Origin of the sequence: Achromobacter sp. UBA4530 (assembly GCF_002388205.1) — a bacterium.
In the GTDB taxonomy this organism is placed as follows: domain Bacteria; phylum Pseudomonadota; class Gammaproteobacteria; order Burkholderiales; family Burkholderiaceae_B; genus Achromobacter; species Achromobacter animicus.
In genome coordinates this window covers 199,449-223,088 of the sequence record NZ_DGMA01000016.1, presented here as the reverse complement: position 1 = coordinate 223,088, position 23,640 = coordinate 199,449, and the positions used below count along the sequence as shown (strand labels likewise).

Annotated in this window: 13 protein-coding genes; all 13 read left to right on the top strand. The window is 69.0% G+C overall.

The window, feature by feature from the left end:
- The first annotated feature begins 85 nt into the window (after nucleotides 1-85).
- Genes cpaB through B2W22_RS14670 form a run of 13 tightly spaced genes read left to right on the top strand, consistent with a single transcriptional unit; the run spans nucleotide 86 to nucleotide 23,640 of the window.
- Nucleotides 86-1,057 carry a Flp pilus assembly protein CpaB gene (cpaB, locus tag B2W22_RS14730; RefSeq protein WP_286938338.1) on the top strand — a complete coding sequence of 324 codons (972 nt, stop codon included), beginning with the start codon at nucleotides 86-88 and terminating at the stop codon, nucleotides 1,055-1,057.
- A gap of 3 nt (nucleotides 1,058-1,060) precedes the next feature.
- Entirely contained in the window at nucleotides 1,061-2,644 is a 1,584-nt protein-coding gene (locus B2W22_RS14725; protein WP_286938335.1) for a type II and III secretion system protein family protein, read from the top strand.
- A 20-nt stretch (nucleotides 2,645-2,664) separates the two neighbouring features.
- Nucleotides 2,665-3,366: a CpaD family pilus assembly lipoprotein gene (locus tag B2W22_RS14720; RefSeq protein WP_286938333.1), complete on the top strand. Its 702-nt coding sequence runs from the start codon at nucleotides 2,665-2,667 to the stop codon at nucleotides 3,364-3,366.
- 5 nt (nucleotides 3,367-3,371) lie between these two features.
- Complete coding sequence (locus tag B2W22_RS14715) at nucleotides 3,372-4,643, top strand: hypothetical protein (protein WP_286938331.1); 1,272 nt, start codon at nucleotides 3,372-3,374, stop codon at nucleotides 4,641-4,643.
- 28 nt (nucleotides 4,644-4,671) lie between these two features.
- Entirely contained in the window at nucleotides 4,672-6,114 is a 1,443-nt protein-coding gene (locus B2W22_RS14710) for a CpaF family protein (RefSeq protein WP_175123815.1), read from the top strand.
- A gap of 21 nt (nucleotides 6,115-6,135) precedes the next feature.
- Complete coding sequence (locus B2W22_RS14705) at nucleotides 6,136-7,119, top strand: type II secretion system F family protein (RefSeq protein WP_286938329.1); 984 nt, start codon at nucleotides 6,136-6,138, stop codon at nucleotides 7,117-7,119.
- A gap of 22 nt (nucleotides 7,120-7,141) precedes the next feature.
- Nucleotides 7,142-8,083, top strand: coding sequence for a type II secretion system F family protein (locus B2W22_RS14700; RefSeq protein WP_175123817.1), 942 nt, complete (start codon nucleotides 7,142-7,144; stop codon nucleotides 8,081-8,083).
- Entirely contained in the window at nucleotides 8,080-9,045 is a 966-nt protein-coding gene (locus B2W22_RS14695; protein WP_286938328.1) for a tetratricopeptide repeat protein, read from the top strand. Before B2W22_RS14700 ends, B2W22_RS14695 begins: the two co-directional genes overlap by 4 nt.
- Nucleotides 9,038-9,565, top strand: coding sequence for a TadE/TadG family type IV pilus assembly protein (locus tag B2W22_RS14690; RefSeq protein WP_286938325.1), 528 nt, complete (start codon nucleotides 9,038-9,040; stop codon nucleotides 9,563-9,565). Before B2W22_RS14695 ends, B2W22_RS14690 begins: the two co-directional genes overlap by 8 nt.
- A complete protein-coding gene (locus tag B2W22_RS14685; protein ID WP_175123820.1) occupies nucleotides 9,562-10,179 on the top strand; it encodes a hypothetical protein in 618 nt (205 codons plus the stop codon). Before B2W22_RS14690 ends, B2W22_RS14685 begins: the two co-directional genes overlap by 4 nt.
- Entirely contained in the window at nucleotides 10,176-11,726 is a 1,551-nt protein-coding gene (locus tag B2W22_RS14680) for a hypothetical protein (protein ID WP_286938322.1), read from the top strand. The genes B2W22_RS14685 and B2W22_RS14680 overlap by 4 nt, the downstream gene beginning before the upstream one ends.
- A 38-nt stretch (nucleotides 11,727-11,764) precedes the next feature.
- On the top strand, nucleotides 11,765-21,904 hold the full coding sequence (locus B2W22_RS14675) for a putative Ig domain-containing protein (RefSeq protein WP_286938321.1): 10,140 nt from the start codon (nucleotides 11,765-11,767) through the stop codon (nucleotides 21,902-21,904).
- A gap of 8 nt (nucleotides 21,905-21,912) precedes the next feature.
- A complete protein-coding gene (locus B2W22_RS14670; protein WP_254594978.1) occupies nucleotides 21,913-23,640 on the top strand; it encodes a TolC family protein in 1,728 nt (575 codons plus the stop codon).

Sequence of the window (23,640 nt, the reverse complement as noted above, 5' to 3'; positions counted from 1 at the left end):
GGCACGACCATGCGCCGACGGCGCGCCATCAGGGGTCATTGCGCACCCCCGATGCAATTGAAAAGACAAATCACTCCTATTTGCTATGAAGACCCGATCATTGATCCTGCTTGCCTCGGCGATCGCGCTGGCCGCGGGAGCGGCCCTGGTGGGCCGCGCGCTCATGCGGCCGCCGCCTCCCGTGACCATCGTCAAGCAGGTCGAGGCGCCCCGCGCGCCGGTGCGCATGGTGCTGTCGGCGGCCGGACCGCTCGCGCCCGGCGACTTCGTCGCGGGCCGCACGCTGGCGTGGCGCGAACTGCCGGCCGGCGAGATCCGGGCTGAACACTACACCGCCGACACCGACGAAGAACGCCGCAAGGTCGAGCGCGCCGTCGCCGGCTCCACCCCGCGCCGCGCCCTGCAGGACGGCCAGCCGCTGACGCGCGACGGGCTGGTGTTCAGCGGCGATCATGGCTTTGTCGCCTCGGTGCTCAAGCCCGACATGCGGGCCGTGTCGATCCCGGCCAGCGCCGTCACCAGCAACTCCGGCCTGGTGTCGGCGGGCGACCGGGTCGACGTGATCCTGCATCTGGAACGCGACACGAGCCAACCCCCCCTTCCCGGCCAGCCCGATACCTCGTTCACCACGCTGGCGTCGCAGACCATCGTGCGCAACGTGCGCGTGCTGGCGCTGAACGGCAACCCCGCCGGCATCGCGCCCGCCAGCAGTGCGCCCACCGACACGGCCGATAAGGACAAGAAAGCCGCGCCGCCTCGCAATTACTACGAAAGCCTGACGCTGGAAGTCACGCCCCACGACTCCGAGCGTCTTGCCCTCGCCCGCGAAGTGGGCCTGTTGCAGCTGGCGCTGCGCAGCGCGCAGGCCGATTCGGTTGAACAGCCGCATGACGCCATCAGCGCGGTGACGCGGATCAACGACGCGACGGACATCTTCAACAAGCCGCCGCGCCAGCCGGTCGTGGTGCAGATGTTCAAGGGCGAACAGCAGAAAGCGCAGACCTTCGACAAGGCGGCGCCGCAAGACGCATCCGCCCCGCAACCCGCCGCCCCGTAACCCATGCGCTCCCAACGCCTGCCCGCGGCGACGCCCGCGCATCCCATTGCCCTCAACTCCGTTCACGCCATGATTCCCAAGCAGCCCCGCCGCGGCGCGGCCCTCCTGTTGCCCGGCCTGTGCCTGGCCGCGCCGCTGTGCCTGACCGGCGCCGGCGTCCTGGCGGCCCCCGCCGCCGCGCCCAGCGAGCGCCCCGCGGTCGACGTCAAGAACACCCCGACGGCGTTGCCCGCCAGTCTGAAGAAGATCGCGCCGACCGGCGAGATCACGCTGCATGTGCGCGAAGGCCAGTTGCTGAAACTGAAGTCCGACGCAGCCAAGGTGCTGGTCGCCGACCCGCGCGTGGCCAGCTTCCAGGTGCCGTCGCCCAACAACATCTTCGTCTTCGCCCAATCCGTCGGCACCACGACGCTGTACGCGCTGGATGCGCAGGACAACGTCATTGCCGCGATCCGCGTCGTGGCCGAACACGACCTGTCCACGCTGCGCACACAGATCCTGCGTTCGGTGCCGGGCGCGGACATCGAGCTGGAACCGTCGCTGAACAACCGCATCATCGTGCGCGGCAACGTGCGCACGCCGATCGAGGCGCGCCAGATCGTGGATCAGGTGCAGGCCTATCTGGACGGCACGTCCGCCGGCGCCCAAGGCGGCGGCGGGGCGCGCGGCGCGGGCAGCACGCGCGATGGCGTCATCAACCAGCTCAAGGTGGAGCTGTCGTCGCAGATCAACATCCAGGTGCGCGTCGTGGAAGTGTCGCGCACGCTGTCGCACGAGCTGGGCTTTGACTGGGCCGCCACGCTCAACTCCGGCAGCGGCGCGTGGGGCATCATGACCGGCAGCGGCGCGCGCGGCTTCGCGCCCGCCACCGACACCATCAACCCGTCGCTGTTCGATTCGGTCACGGGCAAGAACTTCTCCAGCCTGATCCCCGGCCGCACGACGTCGACCTTCGCGGCCGGTGGCATGACCACGCGCGGCCGCTTCACCATGGGCGGCCTCATCTCGGCGCTGTCGGCCGAGGGTTTCGCGTCAGTGCTGGCAGAGCCCAACCTGACCGCGATGTCCGGCGAAAGCGCGGCATTCGCGGCGGGCGGCGAAGTGCCGATCGTCATCATCACCAACAACAACGTGCAGATCGACTTCAAGTCGTACGGCGTGATCCTGCGCATGACGCCGACGCTGCTGTCGGCCAATCGCATCAGCCTGCACATCGCGCCCGAAGTCAGCGAGCTGACGGAAGACGGCGCCGTGACGTTGCAAGGCATCTCGATCCCCGCGCTGAAAGTGCGCCGCGCCGACACCACCGTGGAACTGGCCAGCGGCCAGAGCTTTGCGCTGGCCGGCATGCTGCGCTCGACGCAGGCGCAGACCGTCTCCGGCGTGCCGGGCCTGAGCAGCATCCCGCTGCTGGGCCGGCTGTTTGAACACGAGGTGTCCGCCAAGGACGAGACCGAGCTGGTCATCCTGGTCACCGCCAACGTGGTCGACCCCGTGGCGGCCGGCGAACTGCAGGTGCCCGGCCAGGGCCTGGCCGGCATCGACGACCTGCTGCCGCCGCAAGCCCCCATCGGCTACCTGTACTGAACGCGGACGAGAGACACGCCATGCACCACGACAAGACCGCCTCCCCGACTGGCCGCGCGCTGCGCCGCCTGCTTCCCGCCGCGCCGCTGCTGGCGGCCCTGCTGCTCACCGGCTGCGGCACGCAGTTGAACGACATGCGCGCCAAGCGCTTCGGCGCAGGCCAGGCCGCCAAGACGCCCACCGTGGCCCCGCGCGCCGTGGCGCTGGCGCTGCAGGCCGCGCCGGACGGCAACGGCCTGACGGCCGATTCGCTGAACGCCGCCAATGAACTGCTGACCCGGCAGGGCCGCATCGACGCCCAGGTGCTGACGCTGACACCGTTCAACGCGCGCGGCGAAGCGCTGGCGCAACGCCTGGCGCAGGCGCTGGCCCGTAGCGGCGCGCGCGCCCCGCGCGTCGAATCCATGCCCCGCGACACGCAACGCCTGGCCGAGGCGGCACAGGCGGGCTGGGACCTGGAGCTGCAATCCGAAGCGCTGACCGTGCAGGCCACGCGCTGCACCGTCGCCAATCCCGACGACTGGACGATCCATCCCTACTACGGCGTCGGCACGCTGGGCTGCGCAAACCGCGCCAACCTGGCGCGCATGGTCAGCGACCCGCGCGACCTGTCCCGGCCGCGCGCGCTGGAAGGTGCGGACGGCAAGGCGGCCGCTGGCGCCGTCGACCGCTACCAGACCGGCGAAATCCGCGACCTGATCGACATCGACTTCGACAACTGACGGCCATGAGCAACACGACACCGACCCGCAACGGCGCGCCCACTCCTGGCCCCGCCGTCTTTGCCGCCCAGGCCGACCTGGCCGTCATCGGCGAGCAACTCGTCCGCCTGCAACGTCCCGCCTGCGCGCTGCAAGCGGGCGGCCCCGCCGCCGCGGCCGCCTGGTGCGCCGCGAATCCGCTGCCCGCCGTGCTGCTGGCCGACATCACCGGCGAGCCGCATCCGATCGCCGCGCTGCTGGAACTGGCGGCCCTGACCGGCCCCGCGTGCCGCATCGTTGCGCTGGGCGACAAGCAGGATGTGGACCTGTACCGCCAGCTGCTGCAGGCCGGTATCTTCGACTACCTCATCAAGCCGCCGCGCCTGGACGTCCTGGCCGACACGCTGGCACGCGCCGACGATGACGCGCCGCTGGGCCAGGGCGGCGCCGCGCGCGCCGGCCGTTCCGCGGCCATCGTGGGCGCAGCGGGCGGCCTGGGTGTCAGCACGCTGACCGCATCGCTGGGCCTGTGGCTGGCGCATTCGCGGCAGACCCCGACGGTGATGGTCGACTTCGACCGGCGCAAGGGCGACCTGCCGCTGCTGCTTGGCCTGGAAGCCGACGCGGGGCTTGCCAGCCTGCTGTCCGCGCCCGACATCGATCCGCGCCTATTGCAACGCACGCTGCTTGCCGCCGGCCAGGTGCCCGCGCCGCAGCAGGCGCAGCCTGCCGCACGTCTGCAACTGCTGGCGCAGCGTCCCGGTCCTGAAACGCCCTTCGACCCCGAGCGCGCGCTCGAAATCGGCGGCGCCCTGTGCCAGTGGTTCTCGCTGTCGCTGTGGGACCTGCCGTCGCACCGGCCCGGCGGCGCGGACGAGGTGCTGGCGCATGCCGACATCCGGGTCGTGCTGACCGAGCTGACCGTGCAAGGCGCGCGCAACACGCATCGCCTGCTGGCCGAGCTGGGCGAGGGCAGCGCCAATCAGCGTCTGGTCCTGGTGGCCAGCGACGCGCGCCAGACGCAGGCCGCCGCACTGACCGCGGCGCAGTTCGAGGAATTCGTCGGCCGGCGCATCGACCAGCATCTGCCCTACGCCGGCCAGGCGCTGGCCGCCAGCCTCCTGAAAGGCCCGCTGTCGCCGCAAGCCGCGCCCGCCTATGCCCAGGCCGTCGCGCAGCTTGGCGCGCGCATTCTCGGTCTGCCATCGGCCGCGCCCGCCGCCGAGCAAGGCACGCTGCATCGGCTGCGTTCCTGGCTGAACCGCTCGGCCCCGGCCGGCCGCGCGGCACGCGCCTGATTCCCGCAAGACTCGACAGACCGACATCATGCTGCCCCGCCGAAAGCCCGCGCCTTCCTCCTTCCCTTCAGCGGCCGCCGCCGCGCCGGCCATTGCCACGCCCGCCGCTGCCGCCCCGGCCGTCCCGTCGCCGGTCGTCGCGCAGCCTGCACCCATGCCCAGCGCGCCCGTTGCACCCGCCCCCCGGGCACCGCAGCCCGCCCCGCGCCCCGCCGCCGCCGCGCCCAACGCCGAAAGCACCGCGCAGCGCCGCGTGATCCGCAACGAGCTCTTCGAGCTGATCGACCCGCTCAAGGCGGCGGCCATGCCGCGCGACCGGCTTCAGGCGCAGATCGACGCGCTGATCCGCCGCATCTGCGACGAGCAGCGGCTGCAGCTGTCCGGCCAGGAAGAGGAACTGATCGCACGCCAGATGCTGGACGAGATGGTGGGCGTAGGCCCTATCGAACCGCTGCTCGCCGACGACACGGTCAACGACATCCTGGTGAACGGCGCCAACCAGATCTTCGTCGAACGCTTCGGCAAGCTGGAGCTGTCGTCCATCACCTTCATCGACGAAGAGCACGTCTTCAACACCGCGCAGCGCATCGCCGCCCGCGTCGGCCGCCGCATCGACGAAGCCAACCCGATGGTCGACGCCCGCCTGCCGGACGGCAGCCGCGTCAACGTCATCACGCATCCGCTGGCGCTGGACGGCACCACGATCTCGATCCGCAAGTTCATGCGGCGCGACCTGTCGCTGGAATCGCTGGCGACGCGCGGCGCGATGTCGATGGACATGGCCGTGCTGCTGCGCCGCGCGATGGAAGCGAGGCTGAACATCGTCGTGTCGGGCGGCACCGGCGCCGGCAAGACAACGCTGCTCAATGCGCTGTCGCAGAACATCAGTCCGCTCGAACGCATCATCACCATCGAGGACGCCGCCGAACTGCAGCTTCAGCAGGAACACGTCATCCGCCTGGAGACCCGCCCCGAAAGCGCCGAAGGCGGCGGGCGCGTCGACCAGCGCGACCTCATGAAGAACGCGCTGCGCATGCGCCCGGACCGCATCATCCTGGGCGAAGTGCGTGGCGGCGAGTGCTTCGACATGCTCCAAGCCATGAACACCGGCCACGACGGGTCGCTGTGCACCGTCCACGCCAACACGCCGCGCGATGCGCTGATGCGTCTGGAAAACATGGTGATGATGGCGAACATGCAATTGCCGCTGGCCGCCATCCGCCGCCAGATCGCCAGCGCCGTCGACCTCATCGTGCAGATCGAACGCATGCGCGATGGCGCCCGGCGCGTCGTATCCATCATGGAAATCTGCGGCATGGAAGAAGAAGTGATCCAGACGCAGGAGCTGCACGTCTTCCGCTCGCGTGCCGGCTCGACGGCAACGCAGGTGCTGGGCGAACACACCGGAAGCGGCCTGCGCCCGAACTTCTACACCGAGAAGTCGCACCTGTTCGACCAGGATCTCGCCTGACGGCGGCAAGGCAGTCCGGACATGCTCGACCTCTTCACCCTGCTCATTTTCCTTCTGGTGTTCATCGGCTTTTTCGCGGTGCGCGCCAACAGCCGGCGCCAGCGCCGCGAAGACGCGATGGCCGCCCGCCTGGCGGCGCTGCGCCTGCAGATGCAGCGCGAGAGCGGCCTGGCGGCCGCCGTGCTGCAATCGCCCGACTCCATCGCGCTGCCGGGCCAGGACGACCTCTTTCCGCGCTGGCCGTGGCTGGGGCAGCGTCTGGCGCGCCTGCGCGACGGGCTGCGCGCGCTGGGCTGGCTACCCAAGCTGCGTGAGCGCATCCTCATTTCGGCCGTCGTCGCATTGGTTGGCGCGCTGGCGCTGGTGCGCATGACCGGCACGCCGTTCCTCCTGGCGCTACTGGCCGCGCCACTGCTGTGGGCGGCGCTGTGCACGATGCTTTATCAACAGGCCATGGCCAAGCACCTGGCCGCGCTGGCGCGCAGCCTGCCCGAAGCGATCGACGGCATCACCCGCATCTGCCGCTCGGGCGTGCCGCTGCAAAGCGCGTTCGGCATCGCCGCCGATCACCTGCACGGCCCCCTGGCGCCCGAGCTGCGCGAGATCGAGAACTGGCTCAAGCTCGGCGTGCCGCTCAAGCAGGCCATGCAATCGTCGGCCGAGCGCGTGCCGCTGCCGGAGTACCGCTTCTTTGCCGTCATTCTCATCATCAGCCAGGAGTCGGGCGGCCGGCTCGGCGACACGCTGGAACGCCTGTCCGCCACGCTGCGCGCGCGCGCCGAACTGGGCATGAAGGTGCAGGCCAAGACGTCCGAGGCGCGCGCCTCGGCCAAGATCGTCGCCCTGTTGGTGCCGGGCGTGCTGCTCTACATGTACCTGAACTCCCCGGACGACTTCCGCTTCATGTTCAACGACGCGGCGGGCGTCAAGGTGATGATCTACGCCGCCGCCAGCGTTGGGCTGGGCCTGTTCATCACCCATCTGATGGTCAAGCGGATCCGCTGACCTTGCCCCGCGACTAGCTGCCATGCCCCTCTTTTCCGATCCCCTGGCGCCCCTGCTGCTCCTGGCCTTCATCGCCGGCATCGTGCTGGCCGTCTGGCTGCTGCGCGCCGAGTCGCGCCGCAATCCTTTGCACGAGCGGCTGGGCCGCCGTGGCCGAGGCGCAGGCGAAAGCACGGCCTCCATCGCGCTGGACTCCAGCTCGCCGCTGCCTCCCGTCGCCCAAGGCATCGCCGCCTTCGGCATGAAACTGGCCGGCACCGAGCAGGACCGCCTGGCCACCGAACGCCTGCTGGCGCAGGCCGGCTGGCGGCGCCCCGAGGCCAGCGGCCTCTTCATGGCCGCCAAGTACGGCAGCGGCGTCGTGCTGTGCGCGCTGGCCTTGTGGCTGCTGACCAGCCCGCAGACGCGCTTCGGCCTGACCGGCCTGGCCGTGGGCCTGATCTCGCTGTTCGTCGGCACCACCTTGCCCGAAGTCCTGGTCAAGCTGCGCGCCGGCCGGCGTCACGAAGCCCTGGCCCGCAGCATGCCCGACGCGCTGGACCTGATGGTGATCTGCGCCGAGGCCGGCCTGCCGTTTCCGCGCATCTTGAAAGTGGTGTCGCGGGAACTGGCCTTCAGCGCGCCCGCCATGGCCGATGAATTGGCCTTCACCAGCGCCGAGCTGCAACTGCTGCCCGACCGCGCCGCCGCGCTGCGCCACCTGGCCGACCGGACGCGCGTGCCCACCATCGAAAGCATGGTGGGGTCGCTGGTGCAGGCCGAACGCTACGGCACGCCGCTCGCGCAGGCGCTGCGCACGATTGCCGAGGAGAGCCGCAGCCGCCTCATCCTTGAACTGGAAGAGAAGGCCGGCAAGCTGCCCGCGCAGCTCAGCGTTCCCCTCATGACCCTCATCCTGCCGCCGGTGGTCGCCATCGTCGCCACGCCCGCGCTCATGCGCGTTATCCGGACCCTGATGCAATGACCGCTACCCTTCCGATGTTCCCGCTGCCCACAATGCGCCTGACCCGCGCCGCCGGCGTCGTGCTGATGGCCGCGCTGCTGGGCGCGTGCAGCACATTCAGCAAGTCCGATTCCGCCACCGCGCCCAGCAGCCGCAACCTGTTGACCCAGTCCAGCGGCAACACGGCCTCGCCGCGCCCGCTCGCCAGCAACGGCGACGCGGCGGCCGAAGGTCTGAAGCTCGCGCGCTTATTGCGCGACCAGGGCCGCTACGAAGGCGCGGCCGGCGTCTACGCCCAGCTTGAACAGCGCGGCAGCCTGAAGCCGCTGGAGCTGCTGGAGTACGCCAGCGTGGCCGCGCCCACCCAATCGCCGCGCGACAACCTGGCCCTGTTCGGCCGGGCCCGCCGCGCCCTGAACGAAGCGGGTACGACGCTCACGCCCGCCGCGACAGTCACGCTGTGCAACGGCCTGGGCCGCGCCCGCATGGCGATGGGCCAGCGCGACGCCGCCCTGCAGGACTTCGATTGCACACTCGCGGCCGACGCCAACAACGTCGCCGCATTGAACGCCAAGGGCGTGCTGCTGGACGCCAGCGGCGACCACGCGCAGGCCCGCAAGCTGCTGGCGCAGGCGTGGGAACTGGATCCCTCGGACTTCCGTGTCCTGAACAACCTGGCGCTGTCGCACCTGGCCAGCGGCGATGCGCAGGAAGCCATCCGCCTGTTGTCGCAGGCCGACGCGGTCCAGCTGCCGACACTCAAGCTGAACCTGGCCTTCGCGCAGGTGCTGCAGGGCGACGACGCCGCGGCGCGCAAGACGCTCGAAGGCATCATGGCGCCCGCGCTCGTGCCGCAGGCGCTGGCCGACTTCGCGCAGCGCCGCCAGCGCATCCGCGACGGGGCCGCCGTGGGCAGCGAATTGATGGCCGCCAGCCGCCACGTGCTGCTGCTGCGCGAAAAGGAGGCAAACGGCAATGGCTGATCACGCGTGCGGCGCGCGCCGGTCCCTGCGCAGCCAACGCGGCTCGCTGTCCGTCGAAGCCGCGTACGTCCTGCCCGTCGTCATCGCCGCGGCGATGATGTTCATGGAGCTGGCCAACATCGGACTGACCATCAACATGGGCGCCAGCGCGCTGGAACGCGCCGTGCAGCAGTTCCGCCAGGACGGCGCGGCGGGCATGCAGGACGGCGGCGCCATCGAGTCGCTGGTGCGCTCGCGCATGGTGGCGGCCTCGCACAACTACCTGGACGACGAGAACATCGCCACCGTCGAAGTCGAGCGCTTTGCTTCGCTGGACGCGATGGGCGGCGGCGGTGGCGCGGACGAGACCCAGGCGGCGGCCTTGACCAACGTGCCCGCGTGGCGCATCGAGGTCGACGTGCGCAAGGACTTCATCACGCCCCTGCCGCGTCTCCTGGGCGTGGACAGCGGCGCCTTCCGCTATCGCTATCAGCAGGTGCTGGCGTACCTGCCGCAACGCAACCAGGAATCCCAGCCGTGACCGCCGCCCCGCGTCCACCCCGCGACGCCGCGACGCCGCGCCGGCGCCAGCGCGGCGCGCTGGCCGTGGAAGCGGCGCTTGCGCTGCCCATCCTCCTGGGCGTCGGCATGATCGGCGCCGACATGCAGCGCATCCACAGCGAACGCATCCGCGTGGAGAACGCCGCGGGCGCCATGGCGCTGAACATCGCGGCGCAACCTTCCCTGACCGCCGCCGGCGTCGACATGCTGGCGCAGCTTGCCATGCAGGGCCACGAAGAGATGCAGCAGCTCATCATCCTGAACGTGCTCGAGTCCGGCCGCATCGCCTGGGCGCTGCAGCGCGGCGGCGCAGGCGACCTGTGCGACGCGCCGGCCTCCGGCGGTCAATACACCGGCGTCCTGCCGCAAGACCGCCCCGACACCGGCGAAAGCAACGTGGACAACAGCACCCTGTCGATGATCGTGGTGAAGGCCTGCCGCGACACCGCCGACATCTCCATCTGGGCCGGCATGCCGCTGCCCGACCTGCTGCAAACGGCCGCCGTGTTCCGCGCCACCTCCCGAACCATCACGCTGGATGAAACGCTGCGCGCGGAAAGCGTCGCTTCCGGCCTGGCCTACGCCCAACCATGAAGCAATGTCCCGACCGCGTCCTCTCGCTGGCCCGCCAACGCGGCGCGTCCGCCGTATTCCTGCTGCTGTTGATCGGCGCCGTCGCCGCCCTGGCCGCCTATGCCTCGGACGGCACGCGCATGACCGCCGACGCCGCACAGCTCAAGCGCGCCACCGACGCCGCGGCGCTGGCATCCGCCGCGGCCTACGCCAAGTCCCGCGACGCCGACATCCAGGACATCGCCGAACGCTACGTGGCGGTCAACCTGGGCATGGATCGCGCACAACTGGGCCGCGCGTTGTCCGTCCGGGCCGAGACCATCACGAAGAACGACATGCCCGGCACGCGCGTCACGGCGACGTTCGAAGCCTCGAGCATCCTCTCGCAGACGCCAGACCAGGCCGTCACCGTCGCGTCGGCCGCCGTCTCGCGCCAGCGCTCGCTGGAAGTGGCGCTGGCGCTGCCCAACTCGCTGGGCGAAGACGCCAACAATCTGGCCGCGCTGCGCCGGCTGGGCAAGTCGTTCGCCTCGCGCCTGCTGGAAGACGCCGACAGCGCCTGGCTCGCGTTAGTGCCCTACAGCCAGGCGGTCAGCGTCTACGATCCGGCGCAGTCCAACCGCATCCGCCTGTGGGGCAAGCCGGGCGCGCTCAACCCCGTCGAACTCACCTCGCTGTTCCGCTCCGGTTACGCGGGCCTGGCCGATCGCCGCATTCCCGACCGGCGCGCCAACCTGCTGTGCATGTACCGCGGCCTGAACCGCGGCGACAACTATTTCTGGACCGAACCGCCCGCCGGGCAGTTTGGCGTGTACTACCGCCACGATCTGCCCGACAACGGCAGCCCCGGCGCCCCGCCCATCCGCTGGATCGGCCCCAATCCGTTCTTCGGCCAGGCCAACGGCGTGAACGACACGCGCTGGATGGTCGCCGACCGCGGCTGCCCCCACGCGGCGCTGCTGCCACTGACCAACGACCTGGGCAAGATCGGCGAACGGCTCGACGAAATGAGCACGCGCTTCAACACCAACCATGCCATCGCCATGGGCTGGGCCGCCATGGCGCTGGCGCCGGCCTTTCGGGGCGGGTCCGGCTGGGGCCTGGAGGACGATCTGCCCCGCGACTTCGACGACGGCACGGGCGATCGCGTCAAGGCCATCGTGTTCCTGGCCAACTCCACGGGCCAGCGCTGGTTCGACACCGATTCCTACAACGCCTACGTCGGCCAGAAGATCGATGGCGACTCGGACAACGGCGGCGGCGACGACAACGTGGTGACCGAACGCTTCGCCCGCCTGTGCAGCAGCTTTCGCGCCCGCGATCTGAAGTTCTACCTGATCGTCACCGGCAGCGACGAGGAAACGGACGAAGACGGCCAGATCCGCAGCGCATCCAACTTCCGCCGCATTGCCGGCCCCGGCCTGGCCGTCTGCGCGGAAAAGGGATCGGACCAGATCTACCTGTCCGGCAAGGACTTCGTGGTCTCCGAAGGCCGCATCCAGAGCCGGCTCGACGACATCGTCGACGAACTGCGCCAGCTCGCGGCGCTGACCACGCTCGTCGAATAAGCCAACCCCCGCATCACCACATTTGTTCCAGGACTTCCATGACTTCCCGCCGAATCCCCACGCTCCGCCGCCAGGCATTGGCCCTGGAACCCCGCTTCCTGCTTGATGCCGCCGCCGTGACGACGGCGGTGGATGTGGCCGCGCAGGCCGTGCCGCCGACCGAGACGGCGCCCGGCGTGGACGCGACGCCGACCGAAGCGACCGTTGTCGTCACCGACACCAGCGATACCTTTGCGCCGGTCGATCTGTTCAGCGGCGTCGACGTGCACGCGCAGACGAGCGGCACGGACGAATTGACGCAACTGGTCGTTACGGTGGATCGCAGCGGCGCGAACCAGGCGCTGGTGATCGACGGCAAGACCATCGCGCTCGAAGGCGGCAGCGGCACGACGCGCGCCGATTACGACGGCTACTTCTACACGGTCGCCGTCAGCGGCAACACCACCACGATCACTCTGCAACTGGATGCGTTCAACCCGGCTCCTGCCAGCGTCGCGGCGCTGATCGACAGCATGTCGTACCAGATCCTGGACAAGTCGGTGGACGGCGGCAAGGTGTCGGTCTCGCTCAAGAGCCTGTCCGACGCGGGCGGCCAGACGACCGACCTGTCCGCCATCACGGCGACTATCGACATCGACAGCCGCATCAACGTGGCGCCCGAGGTGAAGGGCGACCTGCTGCAGGAAGCGGATCACTTTGGCGCCGGCAGCCTGGCCGGCGCCACCGAGGTCGCCTATTCGGCCGACGGCAGGTTCGTCTACGCGGCGGGCAGCAACAACACGCTGTCCATCTTTACCGTGGACGCGGCCTCGGGCCTGCTCAGCAAGACGCAGGACCTGACGGTGGCCGATCTGGGCACGGTCAATCATCTGGTGGTCAGCGGCGACGGCAAGTCGGTCTACACGATCTCCAGCAACGGCAATCTGATCCAGTTCAGCGTCGATGCGACCGGCACGTTGAGCCATGCGGCCACGCGATCGGTGGGCGGCGGGTCCACCGGCGGATTGGCGCTCTCCGAAGACGGCACGCAGCTCTACGTGGACGCGTCGAACAACTTTGGCCGCGAGGCGCACGTCTACAGCCGCGACACCGACACCGGCGCGCTCACGCAGATCCAGCGTCTGGACGCCGTGCGCAACGCCAGTCTTGCCACGGCCGGCGGCTATGTCACGGTCATTCACAGCGGCGCGGGCATCAACGCCAATCACACGCTCAAGATCTATCAACGTGACGCGGATGGCGTGCTGAATCTTGTCGACAGCCTCCTGCTGGACAAGACCGGCCAGGACGCCGTCGACTACGCGATCAGCATGTCCGCCGACGGCAAGCTGCTGTTCGTGGGCGAACCGGGCGCCAGGAACATCTCGGTCTTCCGGCTTGGCGCCGACAATCTGCTGACGCGCGCGGGCACGGTGGCCAGCGACAACATCGGCAGCCTGACGCTGAACGCGGACGGCACGCTGCTGTATGCCGCCACCACCGCCGGCACCGTCAGTGTCTACGCCGTGTCCGGCGACGGCGGCTTGACGCTGCTGGGCAGCGCCGCAGGCAAGACCAATGGCGCAGACATCTCGCTGTCCAAGGACGGCATGTCGCTGGTGGTGGCGGGCAATGGCCTGACCCGCTACACGACACTGCAATCGCTGACGCTGGGCCAGGACACCGTTCTCGGCGACCGCGTCAGCCTGTCCGACCGCAATTACGATCTGCTGGACGGCGGCGCCGGCAACTACAACGGCGCCAGCGTGACCATCAAGGCGTCCCTGCCGGGCGGCGCGTTCGGGTTTGAGAGCAGCAACGGGCTGTCGATGACCAACGGCGTCATCCTGCGCGGCGGCGTCCAGATCGCCACGTACACCATCGATGGCGACTCCCTGACGCTGCGCTTCACCGGCGACGCCACGACCGCCGTGGCGAACCAGGTGCTGCAACAGGTGAGCTACGGCAATTCGGCCGTCGCGGCCGGCACGTTCATCACGCTGACGGTGCAGGCCAACGACGGCGCGTTGAACAGCGAAGCCCTCTCCATCAGCTTCCGAAGCAACACGGGACCACAGATCGATGCCGGGGTTGCCAACGGCTACACGCCGGAGACCGTCACCACGGAGAAGGACTACCAGCTCGTCCTGCCGGAGAACCTCTTCAACGACGCGGACGGCGACCGGTTGACCTGGCGCGTCACCGGGTTGCCCGCCGGCATCAGCTTCGACCCCGAGACCCGCACCCTGTCCGGCACCGCACTTGTCGCCGGCGCCTATCCCATCCGCATCACCGTCACCGATGCGTACGGCGCCAGCGTGACCCTGGATCTGAACCTGGATGTCGTTCAGACCCCCAATCGCGAGCCCGTCGTCAGCAGCAGCGCACCGGCGTCGTTCGGGCAGGTCACCGCGGGAGAGGGCGGCTTTACCGCCACCCTGCGTGCGGACATGTTCACCGATCCGGACAGCCGTTACGGCGACACCCTCACCTGGAGCATCGTCGAAGCGCTGCCGGCAGGCCTCGTGTTCAACGCGGCCACGCGCACGCTGAGCGGCACGCCCACCACGCAAGGCGATTACATCTTGACCGTGCGCGTGACGGACAAGGCAGGCCTGACCGCGGACCACAAGATGACGCTGCGCGTCGTCTCGGCCGCCGAAGCCGCCAACAGCGCGCCCGCGTTCGACATCGACGGCAGCGATCTGAGCTACACCTCGGATGGCCGGATCAACGGCTATGACCAGTACGTCTACAGCGTTCAGGTGTCGGACGACGGCTACACCGTCATCGTGCTGGGCAACGGGACGAACAACCATCAGGTCTCCCCCGCGGGCAACAGCACGCTCAGCGTCTTCACGCGCAATCCGAACACCGGTGAACTGACGCTGGTGCAGCGCTTTGTGCAGGGCGCCGTGAACGACGGCAACGATGCCAACGGCATCGAGATCCAGGGCCTGCTCAGCGCGGCGTCGGCCGTGTACTCGGCCGACGGCAAACACGTGTACCTCGTCGGCCAGAAGGCCGACGGCGGCAACTATTTCCTGACCGGCTTCAACGTCAACACGGACGGCACGCTCACGGCCAGCGGCCACAGCGCCGAGCTTGGCAGCACGCAGGTCAAGCAGCTTGTCGCGTCACAGGACGGCCGCCTGTACGGCATCGCCGGCAACACCCTGTACGCCTACGGCATCGGCGCCAACGGCGAACTGACGGCCTCTGGCACGTACGAGAATCAACCCTTCAGCACCGCGTCCGCCATCGAGGTCGACGCGCAGGGCCGCGTGTTCGTCGCTGGCGCCAATACCCTGACCATATACGCCGCCGATCCCGACGGCAGCCTCACGCAACTCGCGACGCATTCGGGTGACGTCGGCACCTTCGCGCGCAGCATCGCGGTGTCGGGGGACACCATCTACGTGTCGGCGGGAAGCAATGGCATCCTGACGCTGCGCTTCGACCCGATCGCGAAGACGGTCACGAAGGTTTCGTCCGTGGGCGCCCAGATGTGGGGTCTGGAACTGTCGGCGGACGGCAAGACCCTCTATGCCGGCGGCTTGACCGGCGCCCTGAACGTCTACCGCATCGGCGCCGACGGCTCACCCACCCTGGTCACGACCATCGCCCATGAGGGCGCCTCGGGCAACTATCGCGCCTTCCGCTTTGGCATTTCCCCGGACGGATCGTCGATGTATGTCGGCGGCTTCTACAACGCCGCCGGGCTGGGGCACATCGACATAGAGAAGGCGCTCACGGGCGCCTATGCGGAAGGCCAGACGGTCAAACCGGCGGCCGGGCTGACGTTCGGGGATGCAGACTACGACGCGCTGGCCTCTGGCGCGGGCGACTACAACGGCGCCACCATCACGATCGGGCGCGACGGCGGCACGAACACCAACGACCGCTTCGGCTTCGACAACGCCAATGGCCTCACGCTGGCCGGCACCGAAATCCGCTTGAACGGCGACAAGATCGCCGATTTCACCAGCGCCGGAGGCATCCTCACCATCGCCTTCACCGGCCAGGTCAGCACCGCCACCGCCAACGCCGTGCTGCAGCAGGTGACCTACACGCACGACAGCAAGGACCCCGGCGCCGCCATCCGCCTGAAGGTGCAGGTGCGCGACCAGTACGCGAGCGGTGTCGACAGCGTCGCGCTGGCGCTGACGGTCGCGCAGGTGAACGACGCGCCGGTTGTTGTCTCCACGCCGGCCGACGTCAAATACAGCCCCGGTGAATCCGCCGTTGGCCTCTTCGACGGCACCACGATCTCGACCGTCGAGAATGGCCAGACGATCGCCGGCCTGACCCTCACCGTATCGCCCGTGGCCAACGGCGCCAGCGAAACGCTGACCGTGGACGGCACCCCCATCGCGCTGGTCGCGGGCAACGGCACGACCTCATCGGGCCACGCCTACACGGTCACCATGGCCAACGGCGTGGCCACCATCACGATCACGCCCGCCGCCGGCATGACGGGCGATCAGGCGGCGGCGCTGGTGGACGGCATTGCCTACGCGAACGATGCTGCCGCCCCGACGACGGGCGAGCGCAGCATTTCGCTGACCGCCGTGCGCGACAGCGGCGGCACAGACAACGGCGGCAAGGACACCGCCGAACCGGACGTCGTCGCCAAAGTGAACGTGCAGTTCGAAGCGCCGGTGCTGACCACGCCCATCGATTCGGTAGGCTCGAATGAACTGATCAGCCAACTTGCCGACGGCGCGCCGTCCAGTGCGCTGGAAGGCGTGCTCGATGTTTTCGAGGTGGACGGCAAGTTCTACCTGCTGCGCACCTCCACCGAGTGGAACATGGACGCGCAGGCCGACCTGGAGGTCAACACGCTGTACGTGCTTGAGCGCAGCGCGGACGGCACGCTGCGCATCGCGCAGGCCATCGGCAACGGTGAAGTCGGCGCGCTGGCCGGCGCCGCGGATCTGCGCGTGTCGGCCGACGGCAAATCGCTTTACGTTGTCGCCAACCAGGGTGTCGTGCTCTTCATTCGCGATGCGGCGACGGGAATGCTTACCGCGCAGGGCACCTTTGGTGCCGACATCGTCACGGAATACGGCATGATCCGCGACGTGCTCGCCACCGGCGGCCTCGTCTACGCGACGGCGGGCGACAACCTGCTGGTCTTCCGGCAGGACGGCGCCGCGCTCGCGCTGATCCATACCTATACCGACGCGGGCGACACCGGCCTGCAACTGGACGGCGCCAATGCGTTGACGCTGTCGGCCGACGGCCGCTTCCTTTTCGTGGGCACGTCCGGCGGCAGCACGCTGGCGAGCGTCTTCTCGCTGGACCCCAGCGGCGTCCCGGCGTTCGTCATGGCCGCTCAGGGCAAGGACCCCGCCGCGGCGGACCAGTTCTACTTCACGCAGACGCTGGCGGTTTCGCCGGATGGCAAAACGCTTTACGTGGTCGACTTCGACGACAACCAGCATCGCCTGCATACGCTTGCTGTGGACGCAGATGGCCGGCTCACCGCGCTGGCCGCGACGCTTCCGGCCGGAGACGTCAAGCAGATCGTCGTGTCGCCGGACGGCTCCGCCGTGTTCGTGATCGCCAGCGACCGGATCGGCGTGTACAGCCGCGGCGCGGACGGTGTGCCCGTGCGCGTCGGCGAGATCTCGGGCTATGGCGACCCGTTTGGCGACGGCGTGAGCTTCGGCGAGATCCGCAGCGCAACGATTAGCGAAGACGGCACGAAGCTCTATCTGACGGGCCAATTCTCGTTCGACGACGGCGTGCTGGTGCTGGACCTGAAGCCCGCCGCCGCGCACTACACGGAAGGGACAGCGCCTGTGGCCATCCTGCCGTCGGCCACGCTGTCCGATCCGCAGCTCGATGCGCTGAACAACGGACAGGGCGACTACAAGGGCGCCAGCATCTCGGTTGAACGCGCCGACGGCGCGCACGCCGACGACCGCTTCGGCTTTATCGACGGCGACAACCTGCGCCTTGACACCCCCAGTGGCCAGATTCTGTTGAACGACGTCGCCATCGCGACATTCTCGCAGACGAACGGCGTGCTGACGCTGACGTTCACGGGCGCCATCAGTAAGGCCGATGCGCAGAACGTGCTGCGCCGCATCGCCTACAGCAATGCCAGCAACGATCCCACCCGCGACGGCGCGACCATCGTGCTGCGCACCACGCTGCACGATGGCGACGGCCATCAGGATGAACTCCAGACCGAGATCGAGCTGGAAGGCGTCAACAATGCGCCGATCATCGACACCACGCCGCGGAACCCCACGTTCCCGGCCGAAGGCGAACCGGTCAAGCTGTTCGAAGGCACCACGGTCGACACGGTGGAATCCGGCCAGGAGGTGGCCCGCGTCATCGTCACGATCAGCCCGGCCAACGCGCAGGACATCCTGGGCGTGGACGGCGGCAAGATCCGTCTGGACAGGGATTCCAACGGCCCGCAGACCACGGCCTCCGGCCTGCAGTACATGGTGACCATCGCCGACGGCGTCACCACCGTGACCCTTTACCTGAACTCGTCGGGCGAACGCGCCGCGCAGGTCATCGACAGCCTCACCTACGCCAACGCCGCCAGCCCGCTGAGCGGCACGCGCACGATCAGCCTGACCGTGCAGGAATGGGACACCGTCAATGGCTCGACGGATGCGGATGACGCCGCAACGGTCACTTTGGCCGGCCCGACCAGCCCCAACACGCCGCCCACCGTCACCGGCGGCGACGACGTGTCCTACACCGAACGCGCCGATGCCGTCCTGATCGCGCCCGATAGCGTGATTGCCGATGCGCAGATGGACGCCTTCAACGGCGGCGCGGGCAACTACGACGGCGCTGTCTTGACGATCACGCTGGGCGCGGGCAAGAGCGCCACAGACGCGCTGGGCTTTGAGCCCGGCAACGGCCTGACGCTGGAAAACGGCGTCCTGAAAAAGGACGGCGTGGCGATCGGCGCGGTGTCGCACGCCGACGGCGTGCTGACGATCCGCTTCAGCGACGAGGCCGGTTCCATTCCCACCAAGGCCGACGTGCAGAACACGTTGCGCCAGATCACCTACGCCAACAGCAGCCATGCGCCCGTAGACAGCGTGGCCATCAGCGTGACGCTGGCCGACCAGCGCGGCCTCGCGTCGACGGCAATGGACTTCTCCATCAACATCACGGCCATCAACGATGCGCCGGTCGTCGATGCCGATCCGGTGCTGTCGCTGGGCGACCTGACGCACGTGCAGGATCTGACGACGATTCCCGGTCTGGAAAAGCCCACCGCCAGCGTCGTGTCCGACGATGGCGCGCGCGTCTACGTGGCCGACGGCAAGGGCGCCATCGCGGTTTTCAGCCGCGACGGCGACACCGGCTCGCTGACTTACGTGCGCACGTTCGCCGGCGTCGGCAATCTTGCGGGCATCAAAGAGTTGGTGAGCTCGGCCGACGGCAAGAGCCTGTACGCCCTGCGCGCGGACGGCAACGCCATTGGCGTGTTCGGCGTGAGCGCCGACGGCGCGCTGACCCACCAGGCCACCATCACCAGCAATTACGAACTGGATGGCGGCAGCCTGAACGACATGAAGGGCATTGCGTTGTCCGAAGACGGCAAAAACCTGTACCTGATCAACAGCTACGGGATCGCCTACTTCAACCGCGACGCGCAGAGCGGCGCGCTCACATATATCGGCGCCATCAGCGGCGATATGAACGCGGAGCCGTTCCTGTGGCAGCCCACCGACATCGCGGTGCGCGGCGACCTGCTCTTCGTGGTGACCAACACCAGCTCGAGTTCGACGCTTATCGTCTATCGCCGCGACGGCAGCGGTGCCTTGTCGGTCCTGACGCACATCCAGGGCGGCGGCACGGACGCGGCCGGCCAGACCGTCTCGTTCTCCAACCTGCAGCACATCGCCGTCAGCGCCGACGGCAGCACGATCTTCGTGTCCAACAGCCGCACGTCCTCGTTCAACGGCTGGACCGGCGGGTATGAAGTGCACGAGAACCCCCAGGCCATCGATGCCTTCCGCCTGAACGCGGCGACCGGCGCGCTGACGCATCTAGGCACGCTCACCGGCAGCCAGACGGTGGAGAGCATCGCACTGTCCGCGGATGGCAAGGCGCTGTTCGTGACCCTGGCCGACGGCACGCTCAACTACTACGCCACGGCAACGCTCAATCTGATCAGCTCGCAGAGCGGGCTGGCCGGGGCCGGTCAGATTGCGGTGTCGGCCGATGGCGGCGTGATCGTGGTGGGCGACGAACTGGACGTCCTGAACGCCCCGCCGGCCCCGCAGCCCGTCTACATCATCGACGGCGATGGCGTGCCGGTCGCGCCGACGCTTGCGCTCTCGGACGCCGAACTGGATGCGGCGAACAACTATCAAGGCGCCAGCGTCACCCTCGGCGGACAAGCCGGCGACCGCTTCGGCTTCCTGGCCGGCGACGGCTACACGCTCGCCGGGGACGTCATCTCGTTCAACGGCCAGCCCATCGCCACGCTGACGCAGACCGGCGACAACGCGACGCTGCGCTTCACCGGCGCCGTCGACCGCGCGCAGGCCAATGCGCTGCTGCACCGCGTGACCTACGCCAGCACCGGCGGCACGCCTGGCACGCGCAGCGTCACGATCACGCTCAACGACGGCGACATCGTCAGCGCGGGCTATGACGTGGACGTGACCGTCCGCCTGCCCAACCAGGCGCCGGTCGCGGGCGCCGACCCGTACACGCCCGAGACCGCGCTGGCCGGACGCAATTACACGGTGACCTTGCCGGAAACGCTTTTCAGTGATCCGGAAGGCGGCAAGCTGACGTGGAGCGTCAGCGGCCTGCCTGCGGGGCTGACCTTCGATCCGGCCACCCGCACGATCTCCGGCGTGCTTGCCGCGACGGGGCAATACACGATCGTCATCACCGTGACGGATCCCGAAGGCGCATCCGTGTCGCGCGACGTGATCTTCGAAGCCGTCGAGCCGCCGAACACCGCGCCCGTCGACAGCGGGATCGCGCTGACACCGGGTGTCGTCCAGGTGGGCGAGCCCTACGCATACACGTTCCCCGCCGGGCTCTTCACCGACGCCGACGGCGATGCGCTCACGTGGCGGATTGACGGCCTGCCGGAAGGACTGACCTTCGATCCGGCGACCCTGACCATCCGAGGGACTGCGACAGCCGAAGGCAGCGTTGCCGTGGTCGTGAGCGCCACCGACACGTCGGGCGCCAGCGTCTCGCGCATCATCACGCTGACGGTCGCCACCGCGCAGCCCGAGCCGAACCCGGGCACGAATCCTGGCACGGATCCTGGGTCCAATCCCGGCACGGATCCGGGCACGCAGCCCGACCCCAACGCCAACCCGAATCCCGGCAACCCCGCCGACGTGCCGCCGCCGGATCTGAGCGCGTGGCAGCGCGACCCGGTGTTTGCCTCCGGCACGACTGCCGACGACACGCGGGACGACGCGTTCCGATCGCTGCGCCAGGCGCTCGGCGGTATTCCCGCACCATCGGTCGATGCGTTCAGCGTTCCCATCCGCGACGGCCTGTCGACGCCGCCGCAATGGACATCGACGGCGCTGCTCGACGAACTGCTGGCCGACTCGCTGGAACGCCGTGACGCCGACGCGGCACGCCCGTTCACGATGGATGCGGGCGGCGGGGTCCGTTCGCCGCTCGTGGTCCTGGCCAGCCCCGACTCGCCCGGGCTCTCGTTCGCCAGCGCCGCGATTACGGGCCTCTGGCGCGCCGACGTGGCGGGCAACCGGCAGACCTACGCCTTGCCGCACGGCCTGATCCGCAGCAGCGGTCCCATCGCCTCGCTGGCGTTGCGCATGGCGGACGGCTCCGATCTGCCGCCGGGCGTGCGGCTCGATGCGGCGCGCGGCCTCATCGTGGCGCCGGGACTTGCCGACGCCCAGACGCTATCGCTGCAACTGGTGGTGCGCGCGGCCAATGGTGAAACCCGCGCCATTCCCGTCACCGTCTCCGCCGAGCGCGTGGGCGCCTGGCACGGCAGCGATGCCGTCGCCAAACGTGACGACACCCATGACGACACCCTCGCCGCCGACAAGCCCGCGCTGACCCAGCAGCTTCGCCACAGCGCCGCGCACGACGTGCTGGAAGCGGCGCGGCAGTTTCTCGCTTCCCTGGACGACGGCGCCGCGGGCGGCGCCTCCGACACGGCCGCCGGCGCCCGGCAGGCCATCACCATCAATGCAGCAAGCTGATTCCAGACATGACTCCTACCTTTGATTCCGCCACGCCCATGACACATCGCGCCCGCCGCTTCGCCCTGACCGTGCTCGCCACGGCCGTTCTCGCCGGTTGCGCCGTCACGCCGCCCGAGAAGCTGAGCACGCAGGACCTGCTGCAACTCGACCAGGCCGACCGCGGCGCCATGTTCGCGCAGCAGGAACCGGTGACGGGCCCGATTACGCTGGACGAGGCAATCGCCCGCGCCGTCAAATACAACCTGCAGCAGCGCCTGGCCCTGATGGAGCGTGCGCTGGAAGACGACCTGACCGACGTGCAAAAGCAGGGCATGCTGCCCAAGCTGACCGCCCGCGCCGGCATGCGCGCCCGCAACAACGATTACGGTTCGTCCAGCGAGTCGCTGGCCACCGGCACGCAATCGCTGGTGCCGTCCACCAGCCAGGAACGCGACACGCACACGGCCGATCTGCAACTGACGTGGAACGTGCTGGACTTCGGCCTGAGCTACTTCGGCGCCAAGGCGCAAGGCAACAAGGCGCTGGCGGCCGAAGAGCGCCGCCGCCGCGTCGTGGCCGACATCATCCGGCAGACGCGCACGGCGTACTGGAACGCCGTGACCGCGGAACGCCTGAAGGACCGCGTGTCCTCGACACTGGCCGAAGCGCGCCAGACGCTGGAATACGCGCGCCAGACGGAGCAAAAGCGTCTGGTCGCGCCCATCCTGGCGCTGCGCTACCAGCGCGATCTGCTGAACATGGTGCGCCAGACCGAGGCGCTGGACAACGAACTGGCGCAGGCTAAGGCGCGCCTCGCCACGCTGATGAACCTGCCGCCCAGCGCGGACTTCCAGCTGGCCACGCCGGACGCCGCCACCATGGCGCCGCCCGTGCTCGCTTACGAACTGCAGGACCTCGAAGCCCTGGCGATGGTCCGCCGCCCCGAACTGCGCGAAGAAAGCTACCTCGCGCGCAACGCCGTGCTGGAAACGCGCATGTCGCTGCTGCGCCTCTTGCCCAACGCGTCGCTCTTTGGCGGCCTGAACTACGACAGCAACAAGTATCTGGTCAACAACAGCTGGGCGGACGCCGGCATGCAGGTGAGCTGGAACCTGCTCAGCGTGCTGTCGTGGTCGTCGATCACCCGCGCCGGCGAGTCGCGCGAACAGGTGGCCGAACTGCGCCGCCAGGCTTTGCGCATGACCGTGCTGAGCCAGGTCCACATCGCCTGGCTGGAACGCCAGCGGGCCGAGACCGCCTTCCGCCGCGCCGATGAACTGAGCCGTTTGCAGGACGCGATTCAGGTGCAGACCGAGAACGCCGCGCGCAGCAGCGCCGAGACGCATCTGGAAGTGGTGCGCGCAAAGGTCGAGACCCTGCTCGCCACGCGTGCCCGCGACCTGAGCTATGCCGAACTCGTCAACGCGCAGAACACGATCTACCAGGCCGCCGGGATCGATCCCCTGCCCGAACGCATCTCCGATGAAAGCCTGACCAGCCTGGCGCGCGACATCGCCGAGACCAACCAGCAGATCGAACGCGGTCACGTCGACATTCCGCGTCTGGCCGTGGCGCCGCAAGCCATCGACACGAACGGACAGGCCATCGCGACACCCGTGATCGACCCCGTTGCGTCCGTGACCGAACCCGCCGCGCCGCCCGCACTGCGCACCGTCTCCGGCAATCTGTGGAGCAGCGTCGGTTCCGTCGCCAGCGCCGGCAGCGCGGACAACCAATCGGTGAAAGCGCGCTGA

Bases quoted from the DNA above. Each gene is read 5' to 3' on its own strand.
- B2W22_RS14700 (WP_175123817.1), top strand. From the start codon at position 7,142: ATGCCCCTCTTTTCCGATCCCCTGGCGCCCCTGCTGCTCCTGGCCTTC.
- B2W22_RS14725 (WP_286938335.1), top strand. From the start codon at position 1,061: ATGCGCTCCCAACGCCTGCCCGCGGCGACGCCCGCGCATCCCATTGCC.
- B2W22_RS14695 (WP_286938328.1), top strand. From the start codon at position 8,080: ATGACCGCTACCCTTCCGATGTTCCCGCTGCCCACAATGCGCCTGACC.
- B2W22_RS14715 (WP_286938331.1), top strand. From the start codon at position 3,372: ATGAGCAACACGACACCGACCCGCAACGGCGCGCCCACTCCTGGCCCC.
- B2W22_RS14690 (WP_286938325.1), top strand. From the start codon at position 9,038: ATGGCTGATCACGCGTGCGGCGCGCGCCGGTCCCTGCGCAGCCAACGC.
- B2W22_RS14720 (WP_286938333.1), top strand. From the start codon at position 2,665: ATGCACCACGACAAGACCGCCTCCCCGACTGGCCGCGCGCTGCGCCGC.
- B2W22_RS14710 (WP_175123815.1), top strand. From the start codon at position 4,672: ATGCTGCCCCGCCGAAAGCCCGCGCCTTCCTCCTTCCCTTCAGCGGCC.
- B2W22_RS14705 (WP_286938329.1), top strand. From the start codon at position 6,136: ATGCTCGACCTCTTCACCCTGCTCATTTTCCTTCTGGTGTTCATCGGC.
- B2W22_RS14670 (WP_254594978.1), top strand. From the start codon at position 21,913: ATGACTCCTACCTTTGATTCCGCCACGCCCATGACACATCGCGCCCGC.
- B2W22_RS14675 (WP_286938321.1), top strand. From the start codon at position 11,765: ATGACTTCCCGCCGAATCCCCACGCTCCGCCGCCAGGCATTGGCCCTG.
- cpaB (WP_286938338.1), top strand. From the start codon at position 86: ATGAAGACCCGATCATTGATCCTGCTTGCCTCGGCGATCGCGCTGGCC.
- B2W22_RS14680 (WP_286938322.1), top strand. From the start codon at position 10,176: ATGAAGCAATGTCCCGACCGCGTCCTCTCGCTGGCCCGCCAACGCGGC.